This is a genomic window from Pseudomonas sp. RIT288, assembly GCF_000631985.1.
Classification (GTDB): Bacteria; Pseudomonadota; Gammaproteobacteria; order Pseudomonadales; family Pseudomonadaceae; genus Aquipseudomonas.
The window spans coordinates 70845-96510 of sequence record NZ_JFYN01000014.1; the positions used below are offsets into that span (position 1 = coordinate 70845).

General features: G+C 62.8%; 12 protein-coding genes. 5 read left to right on the forward strand and 7 right to left on the reverse strand.

The window, feature by feature from the left end:
* Window positions 1-7: 7 nt before the first annotated feature.
* Genes atuC through BW33_RS15465 form a run of 3 tightly spaced genes read right to left on the reverse strand, consistent with a single transcriptional unit; the run spans window position 8 to window position 4300 of the window.
* The gene (atuC, locus tag BW33_RS15455; protein ID WP_047599878.1) at window positions 8-1624 is read right to left on the reverse strand and encodes a geranyl-CoA carboxylase subunit beta; all 1617 of its coding nucleotides are present in this window, start codon (window positions 1622-1624) and stop codon (window positions 8-10) included.
* A 3-nt stretch (window positions 1625-1627) separates the two neighbouring features.
* Window positions 1628-2497: an SDR family oxidoreductase gene (locus BW33_RS15460; protein WP_047599879.1), complete on the reverse strand. Its 870-nt coding sequence runs from the start codon at window positions 2495-2497 to the stop codon at window positions 1628-1630.
* Window positions 2498-2509: 12 nt separating this feature from the next.
* Window positions 2510-4300: an acyclic terpene utilization AtuA family protein gene (locus BW33_RS15465; protein WP_047599880.1), complete on the reverse strand. Its 1791-nt coding sequence runs from the start codon at window positions 4298-4300 to the stop codon at window positions 2510-2512.
* Between the two features lie 183 nt (window positions 4301-4483).
* Between BW33_RS15465 and BW33_RS15470 the strand changes: the two genes are divergently transcribed.
* The 3 genes from BW33_RS15470 to BW33_RS15480 all read left to right on the forward strand — a co-directional run bounded on the left by BW33_RS15470 (window position 4484) and on the right by BW33_RS15480 (window position 7090).
* A complete protein-coding gene (locus tag BW33_RS15470) occupies window positions 4484-5107 on the forward strand; it encodes a TetR/AcrR family transcriptional regulator (protein ID WP_047599881.1) in 624 nt (207 codons plus the stop codon).
* A 92-nt stretch (window positions 5108-5199) separates the two neighbouring features.
* Window positions 5200-5997: a substrate-binding periplasmic protein gene (locus tag BW33_RS15475; RefSeq protein WP_047599882.1), complete on the forward strand. Its 798-nt coding sequence runs from the start codon at window positions 5200-5202 to the stop codon at window positions 5995-5997.
* A 79-nt stretch (window positions 5998-6076) separates the two neighbouring features.
* Window positions 6077-7090 (forward strand): GNAT family N-acetyltransferase, encoded by a 1014-nt coding sequence (locus BW33_RS15480; protein ID WP_047599883.1) that lies wholly within the window; start codon window positions 6077-6079, stop codon window positions 7088-7090.
* Window positions 7091-7223: 133 nt separating this feature from the next.
* Here BW33_RS15480 and BW33_RS15485 read toward each other — a convergent pair whose 3' ends face one another.
* A complete protein-coding gene (locus BW33_RS15485) occupies window positions 7224-7778 on the reverse strand; it encodes an RNA polymerase factor sigma-70 (RefSeq protein ID WP_047599884.1) in 555 nt (184 codons plus the stop codon).
* A gap of 367 nt (window positions 7779-8145) precedes the next feature.
* Here BW33_RS15485 and BW33_RS15490 point away from each other — a divergent pair, with 367 nt between their 5' ends.
* Together BW33_RS15490 and BW33_RS15495 are read left to right on the forward strand one after the other, a co-directional pair.
* Window positions 8146-21144 (forward strand): non-ribosomal peptide synthetase, encoded by a 12999-nt coding sequence (locus BW33_RS15490; RefSeq protein WP_047599885.1) that lies wholly within the window; start codon window positions 8146-8148, stop codon window positions 21142-21144.
* Window positions 21145-21335: 191 nt separating this feature from the next.
* On the forward strand, window positions 21336-22148 hold the full coding sequence (locus tag BW33_RS15495) for an alpha/beta fold hydrolase (protein ID WP_047599886.1): 813 nt from the start codon (window positions 21336-21338) through the stop codon (window positions 22146-22148).
* Between the two features lie 83 nt (window positions 22149-22231).
* Here BW33_RS15495 and dsbG read toward each other — a convergent pair whose 3' ends face one another.
* Genes dsbG through dsbD form a run of 3 tightly spaced genes read right to left on the reverse strand, consistent with a single transcriptional unit; the run spans window position 22232 to window position 25581 of the window.
* Window positions 22232-23002 (reverse strand): thiol:disulfide interchange protein DsbG, encoded by a 771-nt coding sequence (dsbG, locus tag BW33_RS15500; RefSeq protein ID WP_047599887.1) that lies wholly within the window; start codon window positions 23000-23002, stop codon window positions 22232-22234.
* Window positions 22978-23847, reverse strand: coding sequence for a TlpA disulfide reductase family protein (locus BW33_RS15505; protein WP_047599888.1), 870 nt, complete (start codon window positions 23845-23847; stop codon window positions 22978-22980). Before BW33_RS15505 ends, dsbG begins: the two co-directional genes overlap by 25 nt.
* Window positions 23848-25581: a protein-disulfide reductase DsbD gene (gene dsbD, locus BW33_RS15510; RefSeq protein ID WP_047599889.1), complete on the reverse strand. Its 1734-nt coding sequence runs from the start codon at window positions 25579-25581 to the stop codon at window positions 23848-23850.
* Window positions 25582-25666 lie beyond the last annotated feature (85 nt).

Here is a 25666-nt window from a genome sequence, read left to right on the forward strand (position 1 = left end):
GTGGCAGTCAGAAGCGGCTGACGCCGAAGCTGTTGGGTTGCAACATGCGGATGTCGGCTTCGTGGCAGATATCCAGCAGGTAACCGAGCAGGGTGCGCGTATCGCGTGGGTCGATCAGGCCGTCGTCCCACAGATTGGCGCTGCCGTAGAGCGCGGTGGACTGGCTGTCGAGTTTCTGCGCGGTGACCTGTTCGAGCATGTCGAGCATTTTCGGATCCGGCACCAGGCCCTCCTTGAGCTGTTTGGCCTCGGTGACGATGCGCAACACCTTGCCGGCCTGCGCGCCGCCCATCACTGCGGTGCGGCTGTTGGGCCAGGCAAAAATGAAGCGTGGATCGAGACCGCGCCCGCACATCGCATAGTTGCCGGCACCGTAGGAGCCACCGACGACAATCGTCAGCTTAGGCACTCGGGCATTGGCCACCGCTTGAATCAGCTTCGAGCCGTGTTTGATCACGCCTTGCTGCTCGGACTCGGTGCCGACCATGAACCCGGTGGTGTTGTGGAAAAACAGCAGCGGTGTCTGGCTCTGATCGCACAGTTGAATGAACTGCGCGGCCTTACTCGCGCCGGCCGGCGTTATCGGGCCGTTGTTGCCGATCAAGCCGCAGGCACGGCCCTGGATTTTCAACTGGCCGCAGATGGTTTGCTGATCGAACTCGCCCTTGAATTCGAGAAACTCCGATTCATCGGCAATCCGCGCAATGATTTCGCGCACGTCGTAGGGCTTCTTCGGGTCGTCGGGGATCAGCCCGAGCAACTCGTCGATCGGGTACAGCGGCGCCTTGTATTGCGGTTCCGGCAGCCACGGCAGTTGCTCGTTCCACGGCAGCATGCGCAGGATCTCGCGCACCAGGCGCACGCCGTCGGCATCGTTCTCGGCCAGGTATTCGGCGGTGCCGGCGACCTGGGCGTGCATCTCGGCGCCACCCAGTTGTTCATCGGTGGCGACCTCGCCCGTTGCGGCCTTGAGCAGTGGCGGCCCGGCAAGAAACAGCTTGGCCTTGCCGCGCACCACCACCACGTAATCCGACAGCCCCGGTTGATAGGCGCCGCCCGCCGTGGCCGAGCCGTGCACCACGGTAATTTGCGGCAGACCCATGGCCGACATCCGCGCCTGATTGGCGAAGCTGCGTGCGCCTTCGACGAAAATTTCCGCCGCATAATTGAGGTTGGCGCCGCCGCTTTCGGCCAGAGTGATCACCGGCAGTTTGTTGTCCTGGGCGATCTGTTGCAGGCGCAGGGATTTTTTCAGGCCGGTGGGGGAAATGGTGCCACCCTTGATCGCGCTGTTGTTGGCCACCACCATCGCCCGTATGCCGGACACGTAACCGATGCCGGCGATCAAGCCACCACCGGCAGCGCTGCCGTCCTTGTCGTCGTGCAACTTGTAGCCCGCCAGGCTTGCCAGTTCGAGGAATGGTGCACCGGGGTCGAGCAGCAGATTCAGGCGTTCGCGGGGCAGCAGTTGTCCGCGCTTGTCGAATTTGGCCTTGGCTTCGGCAGCCTTGTTCAACAGGTTCTGTTCCAGTTGCTGAACTTGCTCGATCGCTGTGAGCATCGCCGCGCGGTTGCGGGCGAAAGTTTCACTGTGCGGATCGAGTTGGGACTGGATCTGCGGCATGGCTTACTCCTTGTCCTTGAGGACGTCGGGCAGGTACGCCCGATGGAAACCGTTGAACGACTCGCTGTGGCTCGCCTTGTGCAGCGGCCATGCGCGGCTGCCGAGACTGGCCGCGCCATCGATTTTCAAGGTGCTGCCGCTGATGAACGCCGCCGCCGGACTGAGCAGGAAAACAATCGCCGCACTGACTTCCGATTCGGTGCCGATGCGCTTGAGCGGTACGTGTTCGCGCAGGGTCGGGATCACGGCTTTGAACGCACCCTCATAAGTGTCCATTCCGCTGGACGCGATCCAGCCCGGCGCTACCGCATTGACCCGCACCCCGGCGTAACCCCACTCGAACGCGGCGGTCTTGGTGAAGTTGTCCATCCCCGAACGTGCTGCGCCGGAATGGCCCATGCCCGGCATGCCGCCCCACATGTCGGCGAGCATGTTGACGATGTTGCCGCCGTGCTTGCTCATCGACTGGTTGAACACTTCACGGGCCATCAGGAAGCCGCCGACCAGATTGGTGCGCAGCACGGTTTCGAAGCCTTTCTGATTGATCGAGGCCAGTGGCGACGGGTACTGGCCGCCGGCATTGTTGACCAGACCGTGGATCGGCCCGTGTTCGGCGATCAACTCGGCGACCCGTTGCTTCACCGCGTCTTCGTCACGGATGTCGCAGGCCTGCCAGTGCGCGCGGCCGCCGTCTTCGCTGATTTCGCCGGCGACCTTTTGCAGCTTCTCCGGCTTGCGCCCGACCAGCAGCACAGTGGCGCCGAGCGCCGCCAGTTCATGCGCGGTGCAACGGCCGATGCCGCTGCCACCACCGGTGACGATGATGGTCTGGCCGCTGAACAGATCGGCTTTGAAAATCGATGCGTAAGCCATGGAGCCCAACCTCTAGTCGAGTTGTTCGGCGATGCTCTGCGGCACCGGGATCTGGATTTCCAGCAATTGCTGGGCGAAGGCCTTGCCCTGGGGATCGATGCGCAGACTCGCCACGCCACCGCCGCCAAGCGCGTTCTCCAGCAGAAAATTCAGGCTGTGAGTGCCGGGCAGGTACCAGCGTTCGACCCTGCCGTGGATCGGGTCGAGCACGTGGCGCATCCAGTCGACGATCACCGCCGGCGTCAGCGCTTCGGCGATCCACGGCAGGTATTCGGGGCGGCGCGGCAGGACGCCGATGTTGCTGTGATTGCCCTTGTCGCCGGAGCGCGCCACCGCCAGTTTCACCAGCGGCACACTGGCGTCGGCGCGGCCCTGGGGTTTGGGTGGCTGGTCGGGGGTTGGCAGATCGTGGCTGTCGAGTGGTGTTTGTGCGGGCAGGGCGCAGGGATGCTGATCGCCGGCCATGTCGACGTGCAGGGTGCAGGCTGTTTTGTCGATCAGGAACGAGAACAGACGGATCAACGGATAAACCGTCGGCCGTCCACCGACGATACCGGTCAGTCCCGGTGCCATGCCGGTGGCGGCCTGGGCGATTTCCCGGGAGAACAGAATCAGTGCCGGTTTCAGTGGATGGCGCACCGCGAGTTTGATCACCACCTCGCGGCTGTCCCGACGCTGACCGTGCGGGCCGTAAGTGGCTTCGCTGCCGAGCAGTTCGATGTCGACTTCGCTGTACGGTGGCCAGCCGCGCTGGCTGAACATTTCGGCAGTCTTGGCGATGATTGCCTGACTGACGCGGCGGGCCTTGTCCACCGCATCGATGCCGGCGATCAGGCAACTGGCGGTGCAGCGGAAACCGTCCGGCCAGGTCGCGCTGACCTTGTATTTATCGCTGGGCGGCAGGCCTTTGGCTCCGTGGACATGCACGGCGTTTTTGCCTTGTTGCTGCAGTTTCACCTGAGTGAAATCACAGACCACATCCGGCAACAGATAGGCCTGTGGATCACCGATTTCATAGAGCATCTGCTCGCCAACCGTCAGCGGCGTCACCAACCCGCCGGAGCCCTCGGGTTTGCTGACGATGAACTGCCCGTCGGCGCTGACTTCGACGATGGGAAAACCGATGTGTTCGTAATCCGGCACGTCGCGCCAGTCGGTGAAATTGCCCCCCGTGCATTGCGCGCCGCATTCGATGATGTGCCCGGCCAGCGCGGCCTGGGCCAGTTTGTCGTAGTCGTGCCAGGCCCAGCCGAACTCATGCACCAGCGCCGCGCTGACCACCGCGCTGTCGACCACGCGCCCGGTGATGACGATGTCGGCGCCCAGGCGCAGAGCCTCGACGATGCCCGGCGCGCCGAGGTAGGCGTTGGTTGATACGCACATCGGCGGCAGCGGCGCGCCGTTGAACATTTCGTGGATGCCTTGGGCGGCGAGTTGCTTGAATTGCGGTTGCAGATCGTCGCCGAGCAGCACGGCGATTTTCAGACTGACCCCGGCCTTGTCGCAGGCAGCCTGCAGGGCGGCGGCGCAGGCTTTCGGATTGATCCCGCCGGCGTTGCTGATCACGCGGATCTTCTGTTCGGCCAGTTGCGGCAGCAGCGGCGCGAGCACCTCGACGAAGTCCCCGGCGAACCCGGCCTGAGGGTCCTTCATGCGCGCGCCGGCCATGATCGACAGGGTGATTTCGGCCAGGTAATCGAACACCAGATAATCCAGCTGCCCGCCGGCCACAAGCTGTGCGGCGGCGGTACTGGTGTCACCCCAGAATGCGCTGGCGCATCCGATCCGAACGGTGGTTGGCATGGTTATCTCCGACTCAGGAACCTGCGACAGAAGTGTCTGGAGGCTACCAAGCAAGCGCTTGGTTTGTAAACAGCTGAAATATCTTCTGCCCAAGCGCTTGCTTGGTCGCGGCCCGCGGCTTAAATTGCGCGCAACCCTGCGTGTTCAGGGGGCAACAGACTGATCGACTGTAGGAGAGAACGGGTGGACGAGCAAAAAGCCCTGAGGGTCATGCGCGAACTGGTCGACCAAGGCCAGTTGACCGACCCTGACAGCGCCCGCGGCAAACTGCTGCAAGTGGCCGCTCACCTGTTCCGCAACAAAGGCTACGAGCGCACCACGGTGCGTGACCTGGCGGGGGCGGTGGGGATCCAGTCCGGGAGCATTTTTCATCACTTCAAAAGCAAGGATGAAATCCTTCGGGCGGTGATGGAAGAAACCATCCGCTACAACACCGCGCTGATGCGCGCCGCGCTGGCCGAAGCCAGCAACGTGCGCGAGCGGGTGCTGGCGCTGATTCGCTGCGAGTTGCAGTCGATCATGGGCGGCAGCGGCGAAGCCATGGCGGTGCTGGTCTACGAATGGCGTTCGTTGTCCGAAGACGGTCAGGCCCGTGTGCTGGCCCTGCGCGATGTCTACGAAGACATCTGGCTGCAGGTGCTGGGCGAAGCCAAGGACGCCGGTTTCATCCGAGGCGATGTATTTGTTACCCGACGTTTTCTTACCGGTGCGCTGTCCTGGACCACCACCTGGTTCCGTGCCGGCGGCAGCCTGAGCCTCGATCAGTTGGCCGATGAAGCGCTGATTCTGGTGCTCGAAGAGCGTTAACCCACGTTCCAACAGGTCAGGAAACTGGCTAACTGGGCGAAACCGCCTAGCTTGAATGCATTGATCGGTATTTTTTCGGGGAGTGGGGTGTTTTGAAGTCTTCGCCAATTCGGACGACCGCAGGGCTTTTGCTCGTAGCGCTGGCGGTATTTTGGGTGTTGCCCGCGCAGGCAGCGCAACTGGTTCGGGTGGGCGCGGCGCATTTTCCGCCTTACACCATACGTCCGGAAAACGGTGCCGACACCGGACTGTTGCCGGAACTGGTCGCCGCGTTGAACAACCTGCAGAGCGACTATCACTTTGAACTTGTTCCGACCTCCATTCCTCGGCGATTCGGTGACCTGAAGGAAGGGCGCACCGACATGGCGATTTTCGAGAACCCGGACTGGGGCTGGAAGGAGATTCCACACACCACGGTCGATATGGGCCTGGAAGATGCCGAGATTTTCGTCGCGCAACGCGAAGAGGGTCGGCAGCAGGATTACTTCTCGAACCTCAAGGGCAAGCGGCTGGCGCTGTACAGCGGCTATCACTACGAGTTCGCCAATTTCAACGCCGACCCCAAGTTTCTCGCGGATACGTTCAAGGCCACGTTGACCTATTCCCATGACAGCAACCTGTTGATGGTGCTGCGCGGGCGCGCGGATATTGCGCTGGTTACACGTTCCTATCTGAGTGATTACCTGCTGCGTAACGAAAAGGTGCGCGAGGCGTTGCTGGTATCGCAGCGCATCGATCAGGTCTATCACCACTACGCCATTCTTCGTCCGACCGCGCCGATCAGCGGCGAAGCGTTCGGCAAATTGCTGCAAGGTTTGCGCGACAACGGCGAGATGCTGAAGATTTTCGAACCCTACAAGATCGCTCTGGTACCGGTACCGCAACACTGATTTCACCCCGCCGGCTAAATTTCCCCGCTCGGCTCACGTCCCATCGTTGAACTGTCGACGATTATCGTGAGCCCGACCCATGTCCAATCTGAATGACCTGACTGCCCTGGCCTTGCCTTCGGGCCGTGAACTGGTAGCCGATGCCACCGAAAGCCGTCTGAGCCTGAGCCTGGACGGACAACCGCTGATTCGCTTGCGTCTGGACCGTGACGGCAACGGCCCGATCCAGCTCGATGAGCGTTTCGCTCTGCCGCCCGGCCTGGCATTGTGGGCTGCCTGTTACTGGTTGTTTGCCCGTGAGCCGGAGCGTCAGCAATTGCTCTGGCAACTGGATCAGCCGCCCACCGAAGCCTTGCTCAGCGGCTTGCTGATCAGCACCGAAGTGGCCGGCGAATACCGTTGCGAACGCACCTTGTTCTGGCAACTGCCGCAACCATGGCTCGGAACATCGCTGAGTGGCAGCTACCCGCAACAAATGGTGATCAGCCAGGGCAAGCGCCATCCGCTGCGTCCGGTCAAGCCGCGCGGTGAAGTCTATCGCCGCTTCGATGCGCGCCTCGGGGCGTGGATTTCCCTGCGCACGCTGGAGATCGAGCAGGATCTGGCGCGATTCAATCGCTGGCAGAACAGTCCGCGAGTCGCCAGTTTCTGGCAGGAGGAGGGCAGTCTTGAACAGCATCGCGAATACCTCGGCAAGCTCGACGCCGATCCGCACACCCTGACCCTGATCGGCTGTTTCGATGATCAACCGTTTGCCTATTTCGAAGCCTACTGGGCCAAGGAAGATCGTATCGCGCCGTTCTACGACGCGGACAATTACGACCGTGGCATTCACATGCTGGTGGGGGAAGAGAATCACCGTGGCCCGCACAAGGTCGCGAGCTGGTTGTCGGCGCTGGTGCACTATCTGTTTCTGGATGATCCGCGTACCCAGCGCGTGGTCGCCGAGCCGCGTGCCGACAACGCGAAGATGATCGGCCACATGCAGAACCAGTGCTTCCATTGCGAGAAGGAATTCGACTTTCCGCACAAGCGTGCGGCGTTGATGATTCTGGGGCGTGAGCGGTTTTTTGATCGGTGCAAGCTGGCCTGAGGTTCAGGCCTCAAGATCACGTAGATCTTGAGGCCGCATTCGCGAGCAGGCTCGCTCCCACACAGGTTCTGCATACACAGGACAAATGTGGGAGCGAGCCTGCTCGCGAATGGGGTTACCACGATTTCGCTGATTAACGACGCCCCATCGAGGCCGCGTCCCCACGACTGCCCGACACCTTGCGGCAGTGCACCAGCGCATCACGAATCATGAAGTTGACCAGGGTCGGCGAAACGCCGAGTTCCTTGGCGATGTCCTTTTGCGGCACCCCGTGCAGGCGGTACATCTCGAAGGCGTAGCGGGTGCGGCTGGGCAGTTCGGTCAGCGCGTCGGCGATGTGTTCCAGCGTCGAGAAATTGATGTGCGAGGTTTCCGGCGATGCGCCCTGAATGACCACGTTCAACCCTTCCTCTTCCGGGCCTGCGTATTTCTGCTCCAGCGCCTGTTTGCGGTAGTGATCGATGGCGAGGTTGCGCACGATCTGGAACAGATAACTCAATTGCGCCTTGATCGACGACGTGATCGGCGGGGCCGACTGCAAGCGGAAGAACGCATCTTGAACCACGTCTTCGGCGCGCGAACGGCAGCCAGTAATGCGCGATGCGATCTTGACCAGAATCAGTCGATTGTCGACGAAGGCCTGAAGTAGCGGTGAATCGCACCTGCTTGTGGATACTTGTTCCGTCATGGAAATCACCTTGCTGCCAATAGGTTAGTGGGACGCCAGGGGACGAGGCCGTCCTACACATCGAGCGACAAATTATGTTGAATGATAATGATTGTCAATTGAGAAAGAGAACTAATGCTCCGTAAAGGTGCGAATCGAGAACTGCGACACACCGCCACACCCCCGCCCCATTGGCGATCCCGCCTGTCGACTAATTATTTCAAGACGTCATCCGTTCTCATTGGTGAATGGTTCCGGGTACCGAGCCCCGACCAGACAGCATTCCGCAGCCTCGCGCGGTCGGCACAGACCGCGCCCTGCACGCCCTCGACCGGCGTGACGCAGCAACCCGATTCCACTAGCAAGCCGAATTCAGGCAGGAAACCTCATGACCGACGCGTTCGAACTCCCCAGCACTCTGGTCCAAGCCCTCCAGCGCCGTGCGGCACAGACGCCGGATCGCCTGGCCCTGCGCTTTCTCGCCGAAACCGAGGAGCAGGGCGTGGTGCTCAGTTACCGCGAACTGGATCAACGCGCGCGCGCCATTGCTGGCGCATTGCAGGCCCAGGCTGAGTTCGGTGATCGCGCGGTGCTGCTGTTTCCCAGCGGCGCGGATTACGTCGCGGCGTTTTTCGGTTGCCTGTATGCCGGGGTGATCGCGGTACCGGCCTATCCGCCGGAGTCCGCCCGTCGGCATCATCAGGAACGCCTGCTGTCGATCATTGCCGACGCCGAACCGCGTCTGTTGCTGACCAGTGCCGACCTGCGCGATGCCCTGCAGCAAATCGACGGCGCGCCGCCGTTGCTGTGCGTCGATACCCTCGACAACACCCTGGCCGAGCGCTGGGTCGAACCGAATTTGCCCGCAGACCATATCGCCTTCCTGCAATACACCTCCGGCTCCACTGCTCTGCCCAAAGGCGTGCAGGTCAGCCACGGCAATCTGGTGGCCAACGAGCTGCTGATTCGCCACGGTTTCGGCATCGACGTGAACCCCGACGACGTGATCGTCAGCTGGCTGCCGCTGTACCACGACATGGGTCTGATCGGTGGATTGCTGCAGCCGATTTTCAGCGGTGTGCCGTGCATCCTGATGTCGCCCGCATACTTCCTTGGTCGCCCGTTGCGCTGGCTCGAAGCTATCAGCCAATACGGCGGCACCATCAGTGGCGGGCCGGATTTCGCCTACCGTCTGTGCAGCGAGCGAGTCAGCGAATCAGCACTGGAGCGCCTCGACCTGAGCCGCTGGCGCGTGGCCTATTCCGGCTCAGAACCGATCCGTCTCGACACCCTTGAGCGCTTCGCCGAGAAGTTCACCCCGTGCGGCTTCAGCGAAGACAGCTTCATGGCGTCCTATGGTCTGGCCGAGGCGACCCTGTTCGTCGCCGGCACGCCGCGTGGCACCGGCATTCCCGCACTGCGCGTCGACGATCAGGCGCTGGCGCAAAACCGCGCCGAACCGGGCGCCGGCAGCCCGATCATGAGTTGCGGCATCAGCCAGCCGGAACATGCGGTGCTGATCGTCGATCCGGTCACGCTGAACGAACTGGCTGACAACCTCGTCGGTGAAGTCTGGGCCGCTGGCCCGAGCATCGCTCACGGCTACTGGCGCAACCCCGAGGCCAGCGCCAAGACCTTCGTCCAGCACGCCGGTCGCACCTGGCTGCGCACGGGTGACCTGGGCTTTATCCGCGACGGTGAACTGTTCATCACCGGACGCCTGAAAGACATGCTCATCGTGCGTGGCCACAACCTGTATCCGCAGGACATCGAGAAGACCGTCGAGAACGAAGTGGAGGTGGTGCGCAAAGGTCGCGTTGCGGCATTCGCGGTCACTCAGGACGGTGAAGAAGGCATTGGCATCGCGGCGGAAATCAGCCGCAGCGTGCAAAAAATCCTGCCGCCCGAAGCACTGATCAAAGCCATTCGCCAGGCAGTGGCCGAGTCCTATCAGGAAGCACCGAGCGTGGTGGTGCTGCTCAACCCGGGCGCATTGCCGAAGACGTCCAGCGGCAAGCTGCAACGCTCGGCGTGCCGCAATCGTCTGGCCGATGGCGGCCTCGACAGCTACGCGGTGTTCCCGTCCGCCGAGCTGCACAATACCGAATCGACCCTGGCGGCTTCCGAGCTGGAAGCGCTGATCGGCAAGATCTGGGCCGAGCAACTCAATGTCAGACAGGTCAACGCCGACGACCACTTCTTCCTGCTCGGCGGCAACTCGATTGCCGCCACGCAAGTGATCGCCCGGGTGCGTGAAGAGCTGGCGCTGGAGTTGAATCTGCGTCTGTTGTTCGAAGCGCCGACCCTGTCCGCGTTCGCCGCTGCGGTCGCGCAGCAGCAACAGGATGGCGGCAACGCCCAAGGCGCAATCAACTCCTTGTCGCGCAGCGAAGCGCTGCCGCAATCGCTGGCGCAGAACCGACTGTGGATCACCTGGCAACTCGATCCGCACAGCAGCGCCTACAACATCCCCGGCGCCCTGCGTCTGCGTGGCGAGCTGGACGAAGAGGCGTTGCGCGCCAGCTTCCAGCAACTGATCGAACGCCACGAATCGCTGCGCACACGCTTCTTCGAACGCGACGGCGTAGGGCTGCAACAAGTCGACGCCGCGCCGGAATTCAACCTGCAACTGATTGACATCAGCGACCTGCCCGCGCACGAGCGTGAAGCCCGCGCGCAACAGATCCGCGAAGACGAGGCGCGTACTCAATTCGATCTGGAAAAAGGCCCGCTGCTGTGGGTGACGCTGGTACGCCTCGACGACGAAGATCACCAGTTGCTGGTGACGCTGCACCACATCATCGCTGATGGCTGGTCGCTGAATGTGCTGATCGACGAGTTCTCGCGCCTGTACGCTGCGGCATCCCAAGGCCAGCGCGCCGAACTCGCGCCACTGCCCACCCAATACGCCGACTACGGCAGTTGGCAGCGCCAATGGCTGGCGCAAGGCGAGGGCGAGCGGCAAATGGCGTACTGGAAGGCCCGGTTGGGCGACGAGCACCCGGTGCTGGAGCTGGCCACCGATCATCCGCGTTCGGCCAGACAATTGCACAGCGCCGCGCGCCACAGCGTGCGCCTCGGCGTCAGCCTCAGCGACGCGGTCAAGCAGACTGCGCAGGCGTATCAATCGACGCCATTCATGCTGTTGCTCTCGGCGTTCCAGAGCCTGCTGCACCGCTACAGCGGTCAGCGCGATATCCGCATCGGCATCCCCAACGCCAACCGTCCGCGCCTGGAAACCCAGGGCCTGATCGGCTTCTTCATCAACACCCAGGTGCTGCGTGCCGAGGTTGATTCGCGGCTGTCGTTTGTCGAGTTGCTGGCGCAGACCCGCGACGCTGCACTGGGTGCGCAGGCCAATCAGGATCTGCCATTCGAACAACTGCTCGAAGCGTTCCCGCAGGCCCGTGAACAGGGTCTGTTCCAGGTCATGTTCAACCACCAGCAGCGCGACTTGAGTGCGCTCAAGCGCTTGCCGGGGTTGCTCGCTGAAGAACTGCCGTGGCACAGCCGCGAGGCCAAGTTCGACCTGCAACTGCACAGTGAAGAAGATCGCAACGGGCGCCTGACCCTGTCCTTCGACTACGCCGATGAACTGTTCGATGCGGCGACCATCGAGCGTCTGGCCGAACACTTCAGCAATCTGCTGCGCGCCGTCTGCGAGCAACCGCAGCAGGCGATCAGCGACCTGCCCTTGCTCACTCCGTGCGAGCAGGAACAGCAACAAGCGTGGAGCGTCGCCCCGTGTACCCCGGCGCAACACTGGCTGCCGGAACTGCTCAACGAACAGGCGCGGCAGACCCCGGAGCGCACCGCGCTGGTGTGGGACGGCGGCAGTCTCGATTTCGCCGAATTGCACGCCCAGGCCAACCGCCTCGCGCACTATCTGCGCGATAAAGGCGTCGGCCCGGACGTGTGTGTGGCGATTGCCGCCGAGCGTTCGCCGCAACTGCTGATCGGCCTGCTGGCGATCATCAAGGCCGGTGGCGCTTATGTGCCGCTCGATCCGGATTATCCGGCCGACCGCTTGGCTTACATGCTCAGCGACAGCGGCGTCGAACTGCTGCTGACCCAGACAGCATTGCTCGACCGCTTGCCGGCCAGCGATGGCGTCAGCGTGATCGCCATGGATGCGTTGCACCTGGAAAACTGGCCGAGCCAGGCACCAGGCCTGCACCTGCACGGCGACAACCTCGCCTATGTGATTTACACCTCCGGCTCCACCGGGCAACCGAAAGGCGTCGGTAACACCCACGCCGCATTGGCCGAGCGGCTGCAGTGGATGCAGAACAGCTATCGCCTGAACGACAGCGACGTGCTGATGCAAAAGGCGCCGATCAGTTTCGACGTGTCGGTGTGGGAGTGCTTCTGGCCGCTGATCACTGGCGCGCGTCTGTTGATGGCCGCCCCCGGTGAACACCGCGACCCGCATCGCATCGCGCAACTGGTGCAGGAATACGGTGTGACCACGCTGCACTTTGTGCCGCCGCTGCTCGCGCTGTTCATCGACGAGCCGCTGAGTGCCGAATGCACCAGCCTGCGCCGGGTGTTCTCCGGCGGCGAAGCGCTGCCGGCGGAACTGCGCAACCGCGTGTTGACGCAACTGCCGGCGGTGCAACTGCACAACCGTTACGGTCCGACCGAAACCGCGATCAACGTCACCCACTGGCATTGCACCACGGCCGACGGCGAGCGTTCGCCAATTGGCCGGCCGTTGGGCAATGTGATTTGCCGCGTGCTCGACGCCGATCTCAATCCCGTGCCGGCCGGTGTTCCGGGTGAACTGTGCATCAGCGGCATCGGTCTGGCTCGGGGTTACCTCGGTCGCCCGGCGCTGACGGCCGAGCGCTTTGTGGTCGACCCGTTGGGCGAGCAGGGCGCACGTTTGTACCGCACCGGTGACCGTGCACGCTGGACCTCGGACGGCGTGATCGAATACCTCGGGCGCCTTGATCAGCAGGTCAAACTGCGTGGTTTCCGCGTTGAGCCGGAAGAAATCGAAGCGCGGCTGCTGGCTCAGAACGGCGTCGCCCAAGCCGTGGTTCTGGTACGGGAAACCGCAGCCGGCGCGCAACTGATCGGCTACTTCAGCGCTTTCGATGCCAGCGAAGATCAGGACGTGCAGATCGCCCGCCTGAAAACCGCGCTGGCCGGCGAACTGCCGGAATACATGGTCCCGGCGCAACTGATGCGCCTGGACGCAATGCCCCTGAGCCCGAGCGGCAAGCTCGACCGTCGCGCCTTGCCGGAGCCGCAGTGGCAAGTGCGCGAACACGTCGAACCCGCCACCGAGCTGGAGCAACAGATCGCCGCGATCTGGCGCGAAGTGCTGGGTCTGCCACGGATCGGTCTGCGTGACGACTTCTTTGCCCTCGGCGGACACTCGTTGCTGGCCACGCAAATCATCTCGCGCAGTCGTCAGGCCTGTGACGTCGAGTTGCCGTTGCGCGCCTTGTTCGAGCACAGCGAACTCGGCGATTTCGCTGAGCAGATCCGGCTGATCCAGGCCAGCGGCCAGACCAACAAACAGCCGCCGATTGCCAAAGTCGACCGCCGCCAAGCGGTGCCGCTGTCCTATTCGCAACAGCGCATGTGGTTCCTCTGGCAGATGGAGCCGGACAGCCCGGCGTACAACGTCGGCGGCATGGCGCGCCTGCGCGGCGTGTTACACGTCGAGCATTTCGAGGCGGCCTTGCAGGCGTTGATCCTGCGCCACGAAACCCTGCGCACCACGTTCCCGAGCGTCGATGGCGTGGCCCGTCAACAGGTGCATGCCGAGACCGGCGTGCGCATGGGCTGGAAGGATTTCTCGAAACTGCCGGCTGACCAGCGTGAACAGAAAGTCCAGCATTTGGCCGATGAAGAAGCGCATCTGCCGTTCGACCTGGAAAGCGGCCCGCTGCTGCGCGCCTGTCTGGTGAAGACCGCCGAGCACGAGCATTACTTCGTCCTGACCCTGCACCACATCGTCACCGAAGGCTGGGCGATGGATATTTTTGCCCGTGAGCTCAGTGCGCTGTACGAAGCCTTCGTCGATGAGCGCGACTCGCCGCTCGAAGCGTTGCCGGTGCAGTACCTCGATTACAGCGTCTGGCAGCGGCAATGGCTGGAGTCCGGTGAGCGTCAGCGCCAGCTCGACTACTGGACTGCACAACTCGGTCGCGAACATCCGTTGCTGGAACTGCCTGGCGACCGTCCGCGTCCGCCGGTGCAAAGCCATCAAGGTGAACTGTTCCGTTTCGACTTGAGCGACGATCTCGCTGCCCGCGTCCGGGCGTTCAATGCGCAAAACGGTCTGACCCTGTTCATGACCATGACCGCTGCGCTCGCCACCTTGCTCTACCGCTACAGCGGCCAGACCGACCTGCGCATCGGCGCGCCGGTGGCCAACCGGATTCGCCCGGAAAGCGAAGGGTTGATCGGTGCATTCCTCAACACCCAGGTGCTGCGTTGCCAGCTCGACGGGCAGATGTCGGTGGGTGAGTTGTTCGAGCAAGTGCGTCACACGGTGATTGAAGGCCAGTCGCATCAGGATCTGCCGTTCGATCATCTGGTCGAAGCGCTGCAACCGCCACGCAGTGCGGCGTACAACCCGCTGTTCCAGGTGATGTGCAACGTGCAGCGCTGGGAATTCCAGCAGAGCCGCATGCTCGCCGGGATGACCGTCGAGTACCTGGCCAACGATGCGCGGGCGACCAAGTTCGACCTCAACCTGGAAGTCACCGACCTCGACCATCGCCTCGGTTGCTGCCTGACATACAGCACCGATCTGTTCGATGAACCGACCATTGCACGCATGGCCAAACATTGGCGCAACCTGCTGGAAGCGTTGATCGCCGATCCGCAACAGCGTCTGAGCCAATTGCCGCTGCTCGACCCGGCTGAACAACAGCAGTTGCTCAATAGCCTCGGCGTTGAACCGGGCGAACGTCGTCTCGACCAGTGCATCCATCACCTGTTCGCCGAGCAGGCGCTGGCGCGCAAAGACGCTCCGGCCCTGACTTTCGCCGGGCAGACCCTGAGCTACGCCGAACTCGACGCCCGCGCCAATCGCCTGGCCTGGGCCCTGCGCGAGCGTGGGGTCGGCCCGCAGGTGCGGGTCGGTCTGGCGCTGGAGCGCTCGCTGGAAATGGTCGTCGGCCTGCTGGCGATTCTCAAGGCCGGCGGCGCTTACGTGCCGCTGGATCCTGAATACCCGCTCGACCGTCTGCATTACATGATCGAAGACAGCCGCATCGGTCTGCTGCTCAGTGACCGCGCGATGTTCACCGCCCTCGGTGATTTGCCGTCGAGCGTGGCGCGCTGGTGCCTGGAAGATGACAGTGCGGCGCTGGTTGATTACCCGGTCAGTGAGCTGCCATTCATCAGCCTGCCGCAGCATCAGGCCTATCTGATCTACACCTCGGGTTCCACCGGCAAGCCGAAAGGTGTGGTGGTGTCCCACGGTGAAATCGCCATGCATTGCCAGGCCGTGATCGAACGTTTCGGCATGCGCCCGGACGACTGCGAACTGCACTTCTATTCGATCAACTTCGACGCCGCCACCGAGCGTCTGCTGGTGCCGCTGCTCAGCGGCGCGCAAGTGGTGTTGCGGGCGCAAGGGCAGTGGGACGCGGAAGAGATCTGCAACTTGATCCGCACCCACCGGATCAATGTGCTCGGCTTCACCCCGAGCTATGGCAGCCAGTTGGCGCAATTCCTCGCCACGCAAAGCGACACTCTACCGGTGCGGATGATCATCACCGGCGGCGAAGCGTTGACCGGCGAGCACCTGCAACGGATTCGCGCCGCGTTCAAACCGAGCCTGTTCTTCAACGCCTACGGCCCGACTGAAACCGTGGTCATGCCGCTCGCCAGTCTGGCACCGCAGGTGCTGGAAGAGGGTGCCGGCAGCGTGCCGATCGGCAGCGTGATCGGTGACCGCGTGGCGTACATTCTCGATGCCGATCTGGCGTTGGTGCCACAAGGCGCGACCGGTGAGTTGTTCGTCGGTGGTGCCGGTCTGGCGCAGGGGTATCACGACCGTCCGGGCATCAGCGCCGAGCGCTTCGTGGCTGACCCGTTTGCCGCCGATGGCGGGCGCATGTACCGCACCGGCGATCTGGTGCGCCAGCGTGCCGATGGGCTGGTGGAGTATCTGGGGCGGATCGACCATCAGGTGAAAATCCGTGGTTTCCGTATCGAGCTGGGTGAGATCGAAACCCGTCTGCTCGATCACGCTTCGATCCGCGAAGCGGTGGTGCTGGCGCTGGATGCGCCGAGCGGCAAGCAACTGGTGGGCTACCTGGTCAGCGACGTCGCCGGGCAGGGCGAAGCGCAACAGGCCGAACTGCGCGAAGCACTGAAGTCGCACCTCAAGGCGCAACTGCCGGACTACATGGTGCCGACGCACCTGATCCTGCTGGCGAGCATGCCGCTGACCGCCAACGGTAAACTCGACCGCCGCGCCTTGCCGGCGCCGGATCCCGAGTTGAACCGTCAGGACTATGTCGCCCCGAGCAACGAACTCGAACAGACCCTGGCGCAGGTCTGGTGCGAAGTGCTTAACGTTGAGCTGGTCGGTCTCAACGACAACTTCTTCGAACTCGGTGGCGACTCGATTCTGTCGATTCAAGTGGTCAGCCGGGCGCGGCAGCAAGGCATTCATTTCAGTCCACGGGATCTGTTCCAGCATCAGACCGTGCAGACCCTGGCCGCTGTCGCCAGCCACAGTGAGCAAGTCACTGCCGAGCAGGGACTGGTGGTCGGCGAGTCGGCCATGACGCCGATCCAGCACTGGTTCTTCGACACGGAAATCCCTGAGCGTCAGCACTGGAACCAGGCGCTGCTGCTGGAGCCGAGCGTGGCGCTGGAACCGCATCGTCTGGAGCAGGCGCTGCTGGCCGTGATCGAGCAGCACGATGCCCTGCGTCTGCGCTTCACCCAGGTCAACGATCAATGGCAGGCCACGCATCAACCGGTGTCCGACGCCGAGGTGTTGTGGCAGGTGCGGGTGGCGGCGATGGACAAGTGCGCAGCGCTGTTCCTCGATGCCCAGCGCAGCCTCGACCTGCAAAACGGCCCGCTGCTGCGCGCCTTGCTGGTCGATGGTCCCGAAGGGCAGCAACGCTTGTTCATTGCGATCCATCACTTGGTGGTCGACGGTGTGTCGTGGCGCGTGCTGCTCGACGATCTGCAAACCGTGTATCGCCAACTCGATACCGGGCAGGCGGTAAAACTGCCGGCGAAAACCAGTGCGTTCAAGGACTGGGCGGCACGTTTGCAAGCCTATGCCGGCAGCGAATCGTTGCGTGAAGAGTTGAACTGGTGGCAAACCCAACTGGCCGGACCGAACGCCGATCTGCCGTGCGAAAACCCGCAGGGCGGACAACAGAATCGTCACGCGCAAACCGTCAGCGTGCGTCTGGATGCCGAGCGTACCCAACAACTGCTGCAACAGGCACCGCGCGCCTACCGCACACAGGTCAACGATCTGCTGCTGACCGCGCTGGCCCGCGTCTTGTGCCGCTGGAGCGGGCAGCCATCGGCACTGATTCAACTGGAAGGCCACGGCCGCGAAACCCTGTTCGACGAGATCGACCTGACTCGCACCGTCGGCTGGTTCACCAGCGCCTATCCATTACGCCTGACCCCGCACAACATCGAAGAAGCTGCCGGACAGGGCGCTTCGATCAAGGCGATCAAGGAGCAACTGCGCGCGGTACCGCACAAAGGCCTCGGTTATGGCGTGTTGCGTTATCTGGCCGATGACCTCAGCCAGCGCAGCATGGCGGCGCTGCCGAATGCCCCGGTGACCTTCAACTACCTCGGCCAGTTCGACCAGAGTTTCGCCAGTGATGCGCTGTTCCGTCCGTTGGACGAGCCGGTCGGTGCAGCCCACGATCCGCAGGCGCCGTTGCCCAACGAGTTGAGCATCGACAGTCAGGTGTACGGCGGCGAATTGCTGCTGCGCTGGACTTTCAGTGCCGAGCGCTACGAGGCGCAAACCATCAACGATCTGGCCGACGCCTACCTCGGCGAGCTGCAAAGCCTGATCGAACATTGCCTGCAAGACACCGCCGTTGGCCTGACGCCGTCGGACTTCCCGCTGGCGAAACTGACCCAGGCGCAACTCGATGCATTGCCGGTGCCGGCGGCGCAGATCGAAGACGTCTATCCGCTGACGCCGATGCAGGAAGGCATGTTGCTGCACACCTTGCTCGAACCGGGCACCGGTCTGTATTACATGCAGGATCGCTATCGCATCAACAGCGAGCTCGACGCCGAGCGTTTCGCCCAGGCCTGGCAAGCGGTGGTCGCCCGTCACGAAGCGCTGCGTGCGTCGTTCTGCTGGAACGTCGGCGAGGACATGCTGCAAGTGATCCACAGCCCGGGTCGCACGCCGATCGAGTACCTGGACTGGAGCGCCATCAGCGATGCCGAGCAAGAACCGAAGCTGCAGGCGCTGCTGAAGAGCGAGCGCGAGGCCGGGTTCGATCTGCTCAATCAGGCACCGTTCCATTTGCGTTTGATCAAGGTCGGCGCGGCGCGTTACTGGTTCATGATGAGCAACCACCACATCCTGATCGATGCCTGGTGCCGCTCGCTGCTGATGAACGATTTCTTCGAGATCTACACCGCCCTCGGTGAGGGGCGCGAAGCACAGTTGTCGGTGCCGCCGCGTTACCGCGACTACATCGGCTGGCTGCAACGCCAGAGCCTGGCCGAGGCGCGCCAGTGGTGGCAGCAGAACCTGCAAGGGTTCGAACGCACCACACCGATCCCGAGTGACCGACCGTTCCTGCGCGAACATGCAGGTGAAAGCGGCGGCATGATTGTCGGTGACCGCTACACCCGTCTCGACGTTGAAGATGGCGCCCGTCTGCGTGAGTTGGCCCAGGCCCATCAACTGACCATCAACACCTTTGCTCAAGCCGCGTGGGCCTTGGTGCTGCGCCGCCTGAGCGGTGATCGTGACGTGTTGTTCGGCGTCACCGTGGCCGGGCGCCCGGTTGACATGCCGGAGATGCAACGCACCGTCGGCCTGTTCATCAACAGCATTGCGCTGCGGGTGCAGATCCCGGCGGACGATCAGCGTGCCAGTGTGCGCCAGTGGTTGAGCGCTCTGCTCGACAGCAACATGCAACTGCGCGAGTACGAATACCTGCCGCTGGTGAACATTCAGGAGCAGAGCGAACTGCCGAAAGGCCAGCCGCTGTTTGACAGCCTGTTCGTGTTCGAGAACGCGCCGGTGGAAGTCTCGGTGCTGGACCGTGCGCAGAGTCTCAACGCGACTTCGGACTCCGGCCGTACCCACACCAACTTCCCGCTGACGGCGGTGTGCTACCCGGGCGATGACCTCGGTCTGCACCTGTCGTATGACCAGCGTTACTTCGACGAGTCGACGATCGAGCGCATGCTCGGCGAGTTCAAGCGCCTGCTGCTGGCGCTGGTCGATGGTTTCCACGGTGACATGGCCGACCTGCCGCTGCTGGGGGCCGAGGAGCAGGACTTCCTGCTGCACGGCTGCAACCAGAGCGCCCACGATTATCCGCTGGAGCAGAGCTACGTGGCGTTGTTCGAAGCGCAGGTCGCGGCGCATCCGCAGCGCATCGCCGCCACTTGCCTCGATCAGCAACTGAGCTATGCCGCGCTCAACCACAACGCCAACCGCCTCGGTCATGCGCTGGTTGCGGCCGGGGTGCAGATGGATCAACCGGTGGCGCTGCTGGCCGAGCGTAATCTCGATCTGCTGGGGATGATCATCGGCAGCTTCAAGGCCGGTGCCGGTTACCTGCCGCTGGACCCGGGCCTGCCGAGCCAGCGTCTGCAGCGGATCATCGAGCTGAGCCGCACGCCGGTGCTGGTGTGCAGCGAAGCCTGCCGCGAACAGGCGCAGACTTTGCTCGATGAGTTCAGCTGCGCCAACCGTCCACGGCTGTTGGTCTGGGAAGAAGTGCAGGCGCTGGCGACATCGCTGCAGAACCCGGGAATCTACAGTGCCCCGGACAACCTGGCCTACGTGATCTACACCTCGGGTTCGACCGGTCTGCCGAAAGGCGTGATGGTCGAGCAACGCGGTATGCTCAATAACCAGTTGAGCAAGGTGCCGTACCTGAAACTGACGGACGCCGATGTGATTGCGCAGACCGCTTCGCAAAGCTTCGATATTTCGGTCTGGCAGTTCCTCGCCGCGCCGTTGTTCGGTGCGCGGGTGGACATTGTGCCGAACACCATTGCCCACGATCCGCAAGGCTTGCTGATGCATGTACAGAAGCAGGGCATCACCGTGCTGGAGAGCGTGCCGTCGCTGATTCAGGGTATGCTCGCCTCCGAGCGCCTGAGCCTCGACGGCCTGCGCTGGATGCTGCCGACCGGTGAAGCGATGCCGCCGGAACTGGCGCACCAGTGGCTGCTGCGTTATCCGCAGATCGGGCTGGTCAACGCTTATGGCCCGGCGGAATGCTCCGATGACGTGGCGTTCTTCCGCGTCGATCTGGCCTCGACTCGCGGCAGCTATTTGCCGATCGGTACGCCGACCGACAACAACTTGCTGTACCTGGTCGATGGCGCGCTGGAACTGGTGCCGTTGGGTGCGGTGGGCGAGTTGTGCGTGGCCGGGACCGGTGTCGGGCGCGGTTACGTCAGCGATCCGCTGCGCACCGTGCCGGTGTTTGTGCCGAACCCGTTCGGCGCGCCGGGCGAGCGCTTGTATCGCACCGGTGACCTCGCACGGCGGCGCAGCGATGGTGTGCTGGAGTACGTTGGCCGGGTTGACCATCAGGTGAAGATTCGCGGTTACCGGATCGAACTGGGTGAAATCGAGGCGCGTCTGCACGAACAGCCGGAAGTCCGCGATGCGGCGGTTGGCGTGCAGGAAGGCGTGAATGGCAAGCACTTGGTCGGCTATCTGGTCGCGGCGGATTCGGCGCTCAACCCGAGCGAACGTCTGGAGCGGATCAAGCAACGCCTGCGCAGCGAACTGCCGGAATACATGGTGCCGCTGCACTGGTTGTGGCTCGACCAGCTGCCGCACAACGCCAATGGCAAACTCGACCGCAAGGCCCTGCCGGCGCTGGAGATCGGCCAGATGCAGAGCGATGATTACCTGGCCCCGCGCAACGAACTGGAGCAGACCCTGGCCGACATCTGGGCCGAGGTGCTCAAAGTCGACAAGGTCGGCGTGCGCGACAACTTCTTCGAGTTGGGCGGGCATTCGTTGCTGGCCACGCAGATCGCCTCGCGGGTGCAGAAAACCCTGCAACGCGATGTGCCGTTGCGGGCGATGTTCGAGTGCAGCACGGTGCAGGAACTGGCCAAGTACATCGAAGGCCTGGCGGCCAGTGAGATGACCGAGGACAAGGTGGATCGCTTGAATGATCTGATGGCGGAGCTTGAAGGCTTGTAATCTTCGGTGTCTGTACCGGCCCCTTCGCGAGCAGGCTCGCTCCCATATGGGTTCTGTGTCGATCACAGATCCCCTGTAGGAGTGAGCCTGCTCGCGATTGGGAGCGGCACATTTTCAGACATTTACACGGTTGACGATCAACAACCGGCAGCTCAGTCTGCCGGTTCTCTTTTTTGTCTCGGGGGTGGTCGATGCCTTTCTTCACGATTGACGGACAAGCGCTGCACTACATTGATCAAGGCACCGGCCCGGCCGTGTTGCTGGCGGGCAGTTATCTGTGGGACACGGCCATGTGGGCGCCGCAGATCGCTGCGCTGTCGCCGCACTACCGGGTGATTGCGCTGGACCTGTGGGGCCACGGCGAATCCGGGCGTTTGCCTCAAGGCACCACCTCGCTGGATGACATTGCGCGGCAGGCCGAGGCCTTGCTCGATCATCTGCAGATCGAACGGATCACGCTGGCGGGGCTGTCGGTCGGCGGCATGTGGGGCGTGCGTCTGGCGTTGTCGGCACCGCAGCGGATCAACGGTCTGGTGTTGCTCGACACCTACGTCGGCGTGGAGCCTGAGCCAACCCGTCAGTATTACTTCTCGCTGTTCAAGCAGATCGAGGAAAGCGGCGAGATCTCCGAACAATTGCTCGATATCGTTGTACCGATTTTCTTTCGCCCGGGCATTGATCCGCAGTCGGCGCTGTATCAGGACTTCCGCGCAAAACTCGCGGCGTACACCGCGGATCGCCTGCGCGAAAGCATCGTGCCCATGGGGCGTATCACCTTCAGTCGGGATGACCTGTTGCCGCGTCTGGGCGAATTGAATGCCGCAACCACCCTGGTGCTCTGCGGCGATCAGGACAAACCGCGACCGCCGTCAGAGGCAAAGGAAATGGCCGAACTGATTGGATGCCCGTGGGTGTTGGTGCCGGAGGCGGGGCATATCTCCAGTCTGGAGAACCCGCAGTTTGTCACTGAGGTGTTGTTCGCCTTCCTGGCTGAGCACCATTGAAAAAGATCGCAGCCTGCGGCAGCGCCCACAGAAAACGCGTTCCCCTGTAGGAGCTGCCGCAGGCTGCGATCTTTTGCTCCGGCTTATTTCGGCCCGAGAATCTTCGCCAACTTGTCCGGCGAAGGCGCGCCTTGCTGCTGTTGCAGCTCACCCTTGTCATCCATGTAGAAAATCGCCGGCGTCGCCTGCAGTTCCAGGTCTTCCATCAACTGCATGTTGGCGGCCAGTTTGGTCTGCACCGCTTTTGGAATGTCTTTCAATGGCTTGAGGGTGCTGGCCTTGCCGGCCTTCTCGTGATCTTCCAGGGCCTTGGCCGGATCTTTCGCCGCCAGCAGTGCGGCGGATTTCGCCGGGCTGTCTTCGCGGATGATCCCGACCATGATATGCCGCAACTGCACTTTGCCGGCCTTGACCCATGGTCGCGCCTGTTCCCAGAACATGTTGCAGTACGGGCAGTTCGGATCGCTGAACAGGTACACGGTGCGCGGTGCGTCCTTGTTGCCGTCCTGAATCCAGTTGCTGGCTTCGAACTTGCCCCAGATTTCCTTGGCCATCGGCGCATAGACCAGTTTCTGCAACGGCTCGCTGCTCAGATCCTTGCCGTCGGCGTCGTACAGATTGCCGAGCAACACGTGTTTCCCGTCCGGCGTCAGGTACAACGCCATGCCACGGTTCTGGTACTGCGCCGCATAACCGCGCAAGCCGTCCGGGGCGTCGAACTGGCCGACGATTTTTGCGCCCTTGGCTTCGATCTGCTTGATCGCGGCGGGCAATTCTTCGGCGGCCTGCACCGACGGCAGGTGCAGCAGGGCGGTGCCCAGAGTCAGCGTCAGCAGGTGGCGGAGGCGGGGCATGGCAGTTTCCTTGCAGAGGTCGCCGGTGCGGCGGTTGGATTCGGGATGTCGAAGTTTTCCAGGGCGCGGGCCAGACTGGCGTTCGACAGTTCGCCCAGATGGCTGCTCAACAAGCGACCGTCAGGGCTATAGAACAGCGTAGTCGGCAGCGCCATGGAACCCACTGCCTGACCCAATCGACCGCTGCGGTCGAACAGCACGTTGTTCAGGCTCAGGCCCTGGGTTTCTAGAAATGTGGCAACGCTTTGCATGCTTTCGGCCTGATTGACGAACAGAAAGGTCAGGTCCGGGCGTTGTTGTTGAGCGTTTTCCAGCACCGGCATCTCGCGCCGGCACGGCGGGCACCAGGTTGCCCAGAGGTTGATCACCAGTGGACCGCCCTGATAATCGCTGAGCTGGATGGTCTCGCCTGCGGCGTTGCGCAGGGTGATTTCCGGCAGGCGCGTGCCTTGTTCGTAGATGTTCAGTGACAGGGTCGCCAACAACCAGAACAGCACGCCGCTGGCCACACCAAAACCCAGTGGCCGACGCAGGCCGGGGCGGCGCCAGCCGCGATAGAGAGCGGCGAGCAGCAGCACGATCACCCCCGGCCAGGCGAGGAATCCGCCATCGCGCAGGTCGATGACCTGCCACGGATCGTTACGATAGTGGCCCCAATACAGGGCGACAAACGCCACGCGCGCCGCAAGCATGCCCAGCAAAAACAGGCTGAACAGCGCCGACTCGGGGTTATCGCCGCCGCGCTTGGCCACCCGCCAGCCGACAAAGGTTGCCAGCGCCAGGGCACTGATCAGCAGCAGATGGTTAAGCGCGATGGCAAAGGTGCCGAGGGTGAACGTCAGCATTTAATTGGCGTCTCGGGTAGTGGCCCAGCGTTGCAGGAACGTCTCGGCATCCACCTCACCGGTGATGCGCTGGCTACGTCGTTCTTCGCCGTCGGTGCCGATCCAGACAAAACTCGGTGGCCCCGGGACTTTGTAGCGGCCGAGCAGCTCGCGGCTGGCGGCATTGTCGGCAGTGACGTCGAGGCGCAGCAGGCGTACATCGCTCAGCGCCTGCATGACCTTGTCCTTGCCGAACACCTGTTTTTCCATGACTTTGCACGACACACACCAGTCGGCGTAGTAATCGAGCAACACCCACTGGCCCTGGGCTTTGGCGCTATCCAGTTCGCGCTGCAGGGCTGCCGGATCCTTGATCGTGGTGAACGCGTCATGCCCGCTCGGCGTGGTGCTGGCGACCCGGCCGGCGCTGTACACCTGCAACGGTTGATACGGGTCGTCACTGCCACCGGCAGCACCGATCAGCAACAGGCTGCCCCACAGACCGAGCAACAGCGAACTGGCGCCGAACACCTGGGCAACCCGGCCGAAACCTTCCGATTGCTTCCAGGCACAGAACGCGGCGATCAGCAGCAACGCGCCACACAGGCCCAGCCACAGCGACGAGTCCAGCACCGGGCGCAGCATCAGCAGCGCGGTCGCGAGGAACAGGAAACCGAAGATGCCCTTGAGCAGGTTCATCCATGCGCCAGGCTTTGGCAGAAAGCGATTACCGACGGTCACCAGCAGCAACAGCGGCATCCCGATACCGATGCCCAACGCAAACAGAATCAAGCCACCGTGCAGCGCATTGCCGCTCTGCGCGATATACAACAAGGCGCCGGCCAGCGGTGCGGTCATGCACGGGCCGACGAGCAGACCGGACAACGCGCCGAGCACCCCGGCACCGATCAGGCTGCCGCCATTGCGGCTACGCGAAGCGTGTTCAAGGCGATCACGCAAGGCCACCGGCAGTTGCAATTCGAAGAAGCCAAACATCGGCAACGCCAGCACCACGAACACGGCGGCAAAGGCACCCAGCAGCCACGGATTTTGCAGCCATGCCTGCAGGTTGGCGCCGAGCAGCGCAGCGATCACCCCCATCGCCGCATACACCAGCGCCATGCAGATCACATAGCTGCTGGCCAGGGCGAAACCACGACGCGGGGTGGCGCCGCTGCCGACAATCATGCCTGCCAGAATCGGCAGCATCGGCAACGAACACGGGGTGAACGCCAGCAACAGGCCGAGGCCGAAGAACACCAGCAGGCTCCAGCCCAGCGCCCGTTGTTGCAGGCTGCTGGCCAAGGCTTGATCCGGCGCTTCAGCACTGGCCGTTGGCGTTGCTTGACCGCCCAGATCGATGACTCGGGTTTGCGGCGGGTAACACAGGCCGGCATCGGCGCAGCCCTGGTAACTGACCTTGATCTGACCGCTCGCCGAGGCCGGAACTTTCACCTCCAGCCCTTGGCGATACACCGGTTGTTCACCGAAAAACTCGTCACTGTGCGACTCGCCCTCGGGCAACGCCGGCTGTTGCTCGGCCGGCAAACCGTCGAATTTCAGGCGTTTCTGGTACAGGTAATAGCCGTCGGTGATTTGCCAGAACAGCTGGGTTTCCCCGGATTCAAGGCGTTCGGAGGTGAGCACGAAGGCTTTGTCGACCGGCAGGAACTCCGGTTTGGTCTCGAATGGATTGTTCCCGGCCTGGGCCAGGCCGGAGATCAGCAGTGCAAACAAAAGAAAAAAATGACGCATGGAGGAGCCTTGTCCCTGTGCAAGTGTGGGCACAATGGTGGATGGCGATTAACCGATGATTAACCGTCACGCCCTTGTCGCTGTG